Source organism: Neobacillus sp. FW104-15D2, from assembly GCF_058790155.1.
This window is the reverse complement of record NZ_JBYTCJ010000061.1, coordinates 1-6,675: the sequence shown is the minus strand read 5'-3', so window position 1 is coordinate 6,675 and position 6,675 is coordinate 1. Positions and strand designations below refer to the sequence as shown.

At 36.6% G+C, this 6,675-nt stretch carries 10 protein-coding genes; 5 read left to right on the top strand and 5 right to left on the bottom strand.

The features are described 5' to 3' along the window. Positions 1–264: 264 nt before the first annotated feature. Genes AC3WR0_RS25225 through AC3WR0_RS25215 form a run of 3 tightly spaced genes read right to left on the bottom strand, consistent with a single transcriptional unit; the run spans position 265 to position 1,597 of the window. Positions 265–708, bottom strand: coding sequence for a MarR family winged helix-turn-helix transcriptional regulator (locus AC3WR0_RS25225; protein ID WP_492554826.1), 444 nt, complete (start codon positions 706–708; stop codon positions 265–267). A gap of 3 nt (positions 709–711) precedes the next feature. Further along, a complete protein-coding gene (locus AC3WR0_RS25220) occupies positions 712–1,167 on the bottom strand; it encodes an EVE domain-containing protein (RefSeq protein ID WP_492554825.1) in 456 nt (151 codons plus the stop codon). Next, positions 1,157–1,597 carry an SRPBCC family protein gene (locus AC3WR0_RS25215; protein ID WP_492554824.1) on the bottom strand — a complete coding sequence of 147 codons (441 nt, stop codon included), beginning with the start codon at positions 1,595–1,597 and terminating at the stop codon, positions 1,157–1,159. Before AC3WR0_RS25215 ends, AC3WR0_RS25220 begins: the two co-directional genes overlap by 11 nt. Positions 1,598–2,046: 449 nt before the next feature. Here AC3WR0_RS25215 and AC3WR0_RS25210 point away from each other — a divergent pair, with 449 nt between their 5' ends. Both AC3WR0_RS25210 and AC3WR0_RS25205 read left to right on the top strand, forming a co-directional pair. Next, a complete protein-coding gene (locus AC3WR0_RS25210; protein ID WP_492554823.1) occupies positions 2,047–3,075 on the top strand; it encodes a DUF3231 family protein in 1,029 nt (342 codons plus the stop codon). After that, the gene (locus AC3WR0_RS25205; RefSeq protein WP_492554822.1) at positions 3,072–3,536 is read left to right on the top strand and encodes a hypothetical protein; all 465 of its coding nucleotides are present in this window, start codon (positions 3,072–3,074) and stop codon (positions 3,534–3,536) included. Before AC3WR0_RS25210 ends, AC3WR0_RS25205 begins: the two co-directional genes overlap by 4 nt. A 306-nt stretch (positions 3,537–3,842) precedes the next feature. Here the strand turns inward: AC3WR0_RS25205 and AC3WR0_RS25200 are convergent, their stop codons facing one another. Together AC3WR0_RS25200 and AC3WR0_RS25195 are read right to left on the bottom strand one after the other, a co-directional pair. Next, on the bottom strand, positions 3,843–4,418 hold the full coding sequence (locus AC3WR0_RS25200) for a dihydrofolate reductase family protein (RefSeq protein ID WP_027321433.1): 576 nt from the start codon (positions 4,416–4,418) through the stop codon (positions 3,843–3,845). A gap of 181 nt (positions 4,419–4,599) precedes the next feature. Then, positions 4,600–4,782: a YoqH family protein gene (locus AC3WR0_RS25195; protein ID WP_492554827.1), complete on the bottom strand. Its 183-nt coding sequence runs from the start codon at positions 4,780–4,782 to the stop codon at positions 4,600–4,602. Positions 4,783–5,170: 388 nt separating this feature from the next. Between AC3WR0_RS25195 and AC3WR0_RS25190 the strand changes: the two genes are divergently transcribed. The 3 genes from AC3WR0_RS25190 (at position 5,171) to AC3WR0_RS25180 (ending at position 6,464) form a co-directional block, all read left to right on the top strand. After that, on the top strand, positions 5,171–5,794 hold the full coding sequence (locus tag AC3WR0_RS25190; protein ID WP_492554821.1) for a hypothetical protein: 624 nt from the start codon (positions 5,171–5,173) through the stop codon (positions 5,792–5,794). Positions 5,795–5,848: 54 nt separating this feature from the next. Beyond that, entirely contained in the window at positions 5,849–6,043 is a 195-nt protein-coding gene (locus AC3WR0_RS25185) for a hypothetical protein (protein ID WP_492554820.1), read from the top strand. Between the two features lie 118 nt (positions 6,044–6,161). Beyond that, positions 6,162–6,464, top strand: coding sequence for a hypothetical protein (locus AC3WR0_RS25180; protein ID WP_492554819.1), 303 nt, complete (start codon positions 6,162–6,164; stop codon positions 6,462–6,464). Positions 6,465–6,675 lie beyond the last annotated feature (211 nt).

Below are 6,675 nucleotides of genomic sequence, written 5' to 3'. Positions count from 1 at the left end.
ATTTGCAAGAAGACATAAACACAGCCATTTTTGCCACTCGTGAATTTTCACACCTAGTATTGGATTCTTATGTTGTTCTTACTTATGTTGTTCTTATTCAAGTAAAGCACCCATTAGTTTAAGTGAAATCTTTCACAATACCCTTATTTCACCTTTAAAGCAAAACATAACTACTATCTTCAATCGTTTCCTCTATAGTGGAACCCAGCTACAGATTAGCCTCAAATGCCTCAACGTTCAAAGCAGGTTTATCCAATAGAGAGGTTAAAGATGCAACAGTTTTTGTAGGAGCTGGTTCAGATTTCCAATCTCATCACCAAGCCCAGAAAAGAAAGCACGATCCTCCGTTTCTACAGCCTGAACGGCGCGTGAGGCTAACTCATCTCCAGACATAGTTACGGATATAACGTTCGCTCTTGAATCCGTTGGGTGAGGTCTGCGTTTGATGTATCCTTTTTTCTCCAAAGTCCTTAGAACCTGAGAGGTTACGTTGACGTCCATCTTTACATGCTGAGCTAATTGAACTTGTGTAATGCCGTACTGGTCGTTTTGTTCGTTTAACCACTTGCAGGAAAAGAGGAGAACGAATTGTGGGTGAGTTAATTCAAAAGGTTCCAATGCTTTTCTCATCGCCCTCTGCCAAATATTTGTCACCTGCCATAGCATAAAGCCAGGGCTTTCCTCTGCATTATTGAATTTCGAACTCATATGTTATTCCTCTCTCTCTGTGTTCAACATTGTGTCCGCAATTATCCTAAAGTCTTGCTCCGAGATTTCGAAATGTCCAAATCGAAACAAGTAACCCCAGTTTTTCACTCCCCGCGTGAAGCTTAGCTTCTCCAAGAGTGCGCGGATCTTTATTTCCTTACAATCCACATACTGAATATTACGTCGAAAAGGTACGAATGAATCGGACATCCGGTATTCATATACATGGTCGTCCTGCACCTGCCCAATCGCAGTGAAAGCTTGCAGGGGCTCCCCATTGCTCATATCTGTTCGCGGGGAGTAATAAATAAGCCAATCACCGGATTGCATCCTTCTTAACGGTGCTGCCTTCCCATGACAGAGCTGGGCAAAACCACCCTCTACCCCCCTACTTACATGTGAAGCGGAAACGACTCCAATCCAATAACGACATGCTTTCCCTGAGATATCATGCACCATTTTGGCATTCCTTTTTTAGTGCTAGAGTAATTAGCCCCTCGATTGTAGTCGGGATACCTTCGACCATGTGGGCCCCAAACTTAGGTCCCAATTGTGCTGCATTTGTTCCTTTAATACTCACCCTATGGGTTACCTGCGTCTCTCCTCCTGATTCCTTCAGCAAATGCGTGAAATGAATTTGAATGCCCGCATTTGGGATATCCGTAACGTCCGAGAAACCATGTAAGGGATTGACCTCCGTTAGTTCAAATACGAGAGGTTCTTGTCCTAAAGGTTGCAACAATCCTCGTGTCCCTTGGACAAAGGGGCCATCCAGCGATGCACTTGCAATCCCCTTATCCCACGCTGTCCAAGTGGAGATATTACTGTACAGGCTCCAAATCGTTTCTGCTTTTACCCTCGTCATAATGGTGTGCTCGAATTGCCACATGGTTAACACTCCTCATTTAGCATTTAGTATTTAGTATTTAGTATTTAGTATTTAGTATTTACACATATAATATAGATACGTATTATATATGTCAATACTATAAAACAATTTAGTCACTATTTATGATTCTTCGGATCTCAGTAAGGTACCAGTATTATTAAACTATTCTGTCCGTTGGCAATTTCCGATTGAATACTCCTTTTTTAAGTATCCTACTCCCATAGTTGAACAACAAAAAAGAGCTGCCACCAGCAACTCCTTCTTCAACACAAGCCCCCGTTAGTTTAAGTACATATTTTCACAAATAGCTATTGTCTTTCGATGCAATTGATAGAAACGGTCATTATTTTATTAAAATTAATAAAACCAATAATCATAAGTAAAAATTATATTATTTTGCTTTAAAAAGGGCATTTTAAAAATATATGCTACCAGGGGGTTAATTACTTATGAATTCTGAACATAACATTCGTCTCACTTCTGCTGAAATAGCTCAACTTTGGACTGGATACATGAATAATAGTATGTCGAAGTGTGTATTTAAGTATTTTATAGAAAAGACCCAAGATGAGGAAATACGAACAGTAATTAATTTGGCTATTTCAATAGCAGATAAAATGTTACAAAACATTACAGAAATTTATGTTAAAGAAAGTCATCCCATTCCCGTAGCTTTTAGTGAAAATGAGGATGTTAATACAAATGCACCTGCACTATATTCTGATACATTCTTATTAAATTTTGTTCACAATATGTCAAGACATGGCTTAACTGCATATGGTGCAGCTTTAGCTGGTTGTACACGCTCCGATGTATTAGAACTTTTTTCAAGTGCAGTAGACCTCACTAGGGAATTATATTTTAAATCCTTAAACATCTCACTAGAAAAAGGATTGTATTCTAGGGCTGCCTCTATTCCAATTCCAGAAAAAGTTGAATTTATTGAGAAACAAGGATATTTAACTGGTTGGTTTGGAGAACGTCGCCCAATAAATTCTCTAGAAATCATGCACTTTTATGAAAATATGGAAAGAAATGCTGTTGGTAAAGCGTTACTATTAGGCTTTGCTCAGGTTGCAGGATTAAAAGAGGTTCAAAATTATATGGTTAGAGGAGCAAATATCGCTAATAAAGTTGTAGATATTTTGGCACATACATTAGCAGAAGAAAATATATCTGAATCACCTACATATGATTCAGAAGTTCTTAAATCTACGACTCCGCCATTTTCAGATAAGTTAATGATGTTCCAAGTATCCATGCTTTCTGGAATGTCACTTGGCTATTATGGAACTGCAATAGGTACAGTTGCTAGACGTGACTTGGGTTCAAAGTTTCTACGCATATTTCTTGAAGCTGTTCATTATGCAGAAGATGGAGCGAACATTATGATTGAACATGGTTGGATGGAAAAACCCCCTGCATCAATTGATGAAATTGAAATAGCTAAAACCAAAAGGAATAGGGATTATGATTGAATAAGAATGCGATTGAGAAATTATTATGGTCCATTGCTTTGCCTGGTTTTGGACAACTATTAAATCAAAAATATGTTAAAGGCGTATTGTTCATTTCCCTTGAATTTCTTGTAAATATCCAATCAAATTTTAATGAAGCAATCATTTCAAGTTTTCATTGTGATACTAATACTTCTATTGAGCAAATCAATTTCAATTGGCTATTGTTTTATCCCTGTCTGTATTTTTTTTCAATGTGGGATGCTGTAAAGGATGCAAATGGAGGAGGAGAGAATTCTCCCTTTTTATTTCTTCCTTTTGTTTTTGCAGCGTATTTTGTCACTCTTGGTTTGATTTATTCCACTGATATTAAAGTTTTCGGTGTATTGTTTGGACCTATTTTTTTACCAATGTTATTTGTTATACCAGGAGTGATAATTGGATTAGTTATAAAAAAATTCATTACATCGTTCATAAAATAAGAATGCCAAGTTGTTTTCGTAAGATGCAATCTATGGCGTTCTTTTTTATGTTTAATACAAAACGTTCTTCCACTAACCTGCCCGTTTGTACAATAAGGAGTTCAACAAAAAAGGCGGTTAACCCTGCCTGGATCACCGCACCCGATAGTTTAAGTGTGTTGTTTAACGAAATCTTAAAGAAAAAATCCTCTTATTGTTTGGCTATGTTAAACCCTGATGTTGATCTTTACGATAAGAAAACCGCTCCGTTAAAGAGGCGGCTTATTGAGCTATCGTATCCGTCGTAATCTGCTTTAGGAGAAAAGGTCATCTAACCGTCTGGTAAACGAGGGCTATGGCTCCAGAATCAAATGTCTTGTTTTCGATAAGTTTAAGATTAATCTTCTCCTTGAGACCTTGGAATAACGGCAACCCGCTGCCGATAAGGACGGGAGAAACCGTAATTTTATACTCATCTATTAAATCAAGCTGCATAAGGTAGTGTGCTAACCTAGGACTGCCGAGGATGACCATATCCTTGCCTGGCTGCTGTTTGAGGTTCTTGATCTCTACCTCGACATCTTCTTTCACCAGTCTGGAATTGTTCCATTCGACTTTCTCCAGCGTGGTGGAAAAAACGATTTTCGCTGTCTTTTCGATCCACTCGGCATGATTCCGTTCATGCTGCGAAGCTGAGGGATCCGAAGGCACAGATGTCCAGTAACTGTGCATCATCTGATAAGTCCCACGTCCCCATATGACAGTGTCGGCTGTACTCAGAATTTCTTTCGCGTGTTTCTCCAAGTCAGCATCATAGGAAACCCAGCCAATGTCCATTTCACCATTCGGACCTTCTACAAAACCGTCAAGCGATGCGTGCAGAAATAGAACGAGTTTTCTCATTTTTAGTTCTCCTTTGTTCATGAGGGATATCTACATTATACATTCACTACATTTAGATGCTCTATGTTAGTGGTCAACCATTCATATTCAGTTGTTAATACCCGTATTACATATCGCTTAAGCCAATTTTTTAACCATATCTTGTTAAACTAACCTGGCCCGTTAGTCGAATAAACGACTATTATTTTGAACATGATAAATTTCCTTCAAGTACAGCAGGACCAACCGCATTAGTATTTGAATTTATTGTTCGAACTTTAATTCGAGTAGGTCTCATCGTTGGGGAAATCTCATCCCATATTCCCGCCCAATTGTTCTCGGAATATCGAGTTAGTGGGAAAGTCCAACTTATTTCATTAGGAATAAATGTAATACCTCATAGCTATCATACTTTCCAATCCTCGTAGGCATCGGCATATATGTAAAGCATGAATACTAAGACTTGTTCTTTTATCTCTAAATTTCCTTTCGATATTATAAATTAACGCCACACCTTTAGCGTTTCCTGGAAAGGCGGTATCTTTTCTGAATAAGTTATTGAAGGAAAAATAGCTAAAGCAATTACACAAAGAATGATCTTTTTCATGTTAAAAACTCCTGTATTGGTTTTGTTAGTAGGTTTCCTTCGTTATAGTTTTAACAGCTATGATTTCTAATAGGAATAAAGCATAACGATAAGCATCCTTTTCAGGGTGCTTTTTAATTTTACACACTATCTTATAAGTAATACACTTACTCTGAGGTGGTTTAATTTGGCAGATATACTAAGAACTAATGAATTAGAAAATGCAATCGATTACCTAGAAAAAGCAGTTTTGCACTTTAATAATCGAGAAGATAAATACTGGTTTAAATGGCTTATGATTTCTTTGCATGGTGCTTTATATGGTTTTGGTGTTTGTGCAATTAAGGGTACTAGCACTGAGAGAGTATTAGAAATGAAATTAGGAAAAAAGAAATTTGAGCAGAAGAAAAAAGAAATGATTGAATACTATAAAGAATTAGGCTTCGATATTAATGCTGATACAAGGATATTAGACAGTACAGTTTGGTACAATTTAAGCCAACTCCTAGGTATCTGGGATATTTTAGAATACTGTCAGGATGAATCTTACATGATGCAGAGATTAGATAGTAAAGTCCTTAATATAATTGATACACAACGAGGATCTATAGACAGAATGATTAATTATAGAAATGATTTCGCTCATTTTAAACCAAGAGCTTTATCAGTTATAACTGAAGGAGCAGATTGGATTGTTAAAGATGTTGTTGATGTAATTAAGTTTCTTGCTTTAGAGTCAGGAAATGTTAATTATTTCGAGGAAGGTAACAGAGACAAAGTGAAATATTTTTTTGATCAGTTTGTTTTTTAACAGGAATTAATTTCCGAATAATGGAATTATATACATTAGATTGGGGTGATGTAAATGAGCAAAGATTTATTGTTAACCAGGATAGGGAGTGAATCTGGAGACACTTTAATTTTTGGTGGATTAACAGAGGATATTATTAATTTAACACTGAAAAATGTTAATGAACTTCATAAAGACAATAAGATTGAACTTTTAGAAGCTGGTAGGGAAGGTACAGACGCTGTTTATGTAAAAGCTAAAATAAAATAATTTTATATGGGAGCGCCTTCGGAATTTGCTTTTTTGTTTGTCGAAAACTTAAAGTTGTAAACTCCTTCCATGGAACACTTGTTTGCGTCAGTCTTGTTCTAGAGGAGAGTGATAAGGAATGAAAGAAAATTGGAAATGGGATGTTTTTTACTTGCAAGGCTTGTTTCAGCAATTATATACAGATGCAAATGACTCCTATGATTCACTTAATAATTTCGAAGGGGATACAAAGTATGTTGTTGCTGGCAACTTTCTAAATATGTCCTATCAAGGGTACTTAACAGCTAAACATTTTTATCAAGCTAATGAAGATATTCAGCGTGGAGATTTTGAAGATTATTTTAAGGGATATGAAGATTTTAAATTTCAAATGAACAAGGTTATCTCAGCCAAAGGATACAAATACATCATGGTTAATTAGTAAATTAGATCAGTTTAAGGATCGAATGATTGAAATTAATTCATTAATTGAAAATATTGAGTAAGCATCCAAATTAGGGTGCTTTTTTAGGATTTCAAGGTAATTCCTTCTTCAACTATCCTGCCAGTTAGTGGAAATCGAGTAGAGGGAAAATAATTTAATTATTTTCGCCCCTCTCACACCACCGTACATACGGTTCCGTATACGGCGG

What these genes read in the sequence shown, in the direction of transcription:
- AC3WR0_RS25225 (WP_492554826.1), bottom strand. Translation starts at nt 708, where the DNA reads ATGAGTTCGAAATTCAATAATGCAGAGGAAAGCCCTGGCTTTATGCTA.
- AC3WR0_RS25220 (WP_492554825.1), bottom strand. Translation starts at nt 1,167, where the DNA reads ATGGTGCATGATATCTCAGGGAAAGCATGTCGTTATTGGATTGGAGTC.
- AC3WR0_RS25215 (WP_492554824.1), bottom strand. Translation starts at nt 1,597, where the DNA reads ATGTGGCAATTCGAGCACACCATTATGACGAGGGTAAAAGCAGAAACG.
- AC3WR0_RS25210 (WP_492554823.1), top strand. Translation starts at nt 2,047, where the DNA reads ATGAATTCTGAACATAACATTCGTCTCACTTCTGCTGAAATAGCTCAA.
- AC3WR0_RS25200 (WP_027321433.1), bottom strand. Translation starts at nt 4,418, where the DNA reads ATGAGAAAACTCGTTCTATTTCTGCACGCATCGCTTGACGGTTTTGTA.
- AC3WR0_RS25185 (WP_492554820.1), top strand. Translation starts at nt 5,849, where the DNA reads ATGAGCAAAGATTTATTGTTAACCAGGATAGGGAGTGAATCTGGAGAC.
- AC3WR0_RS25180 (WP_492554819.1), top strand. Translation starts at nt 6,162, where the DNA reads ATGAAAGAAAATTGGAAATGGGATGTTTTTTACTTGCAAGGCTTGTTT.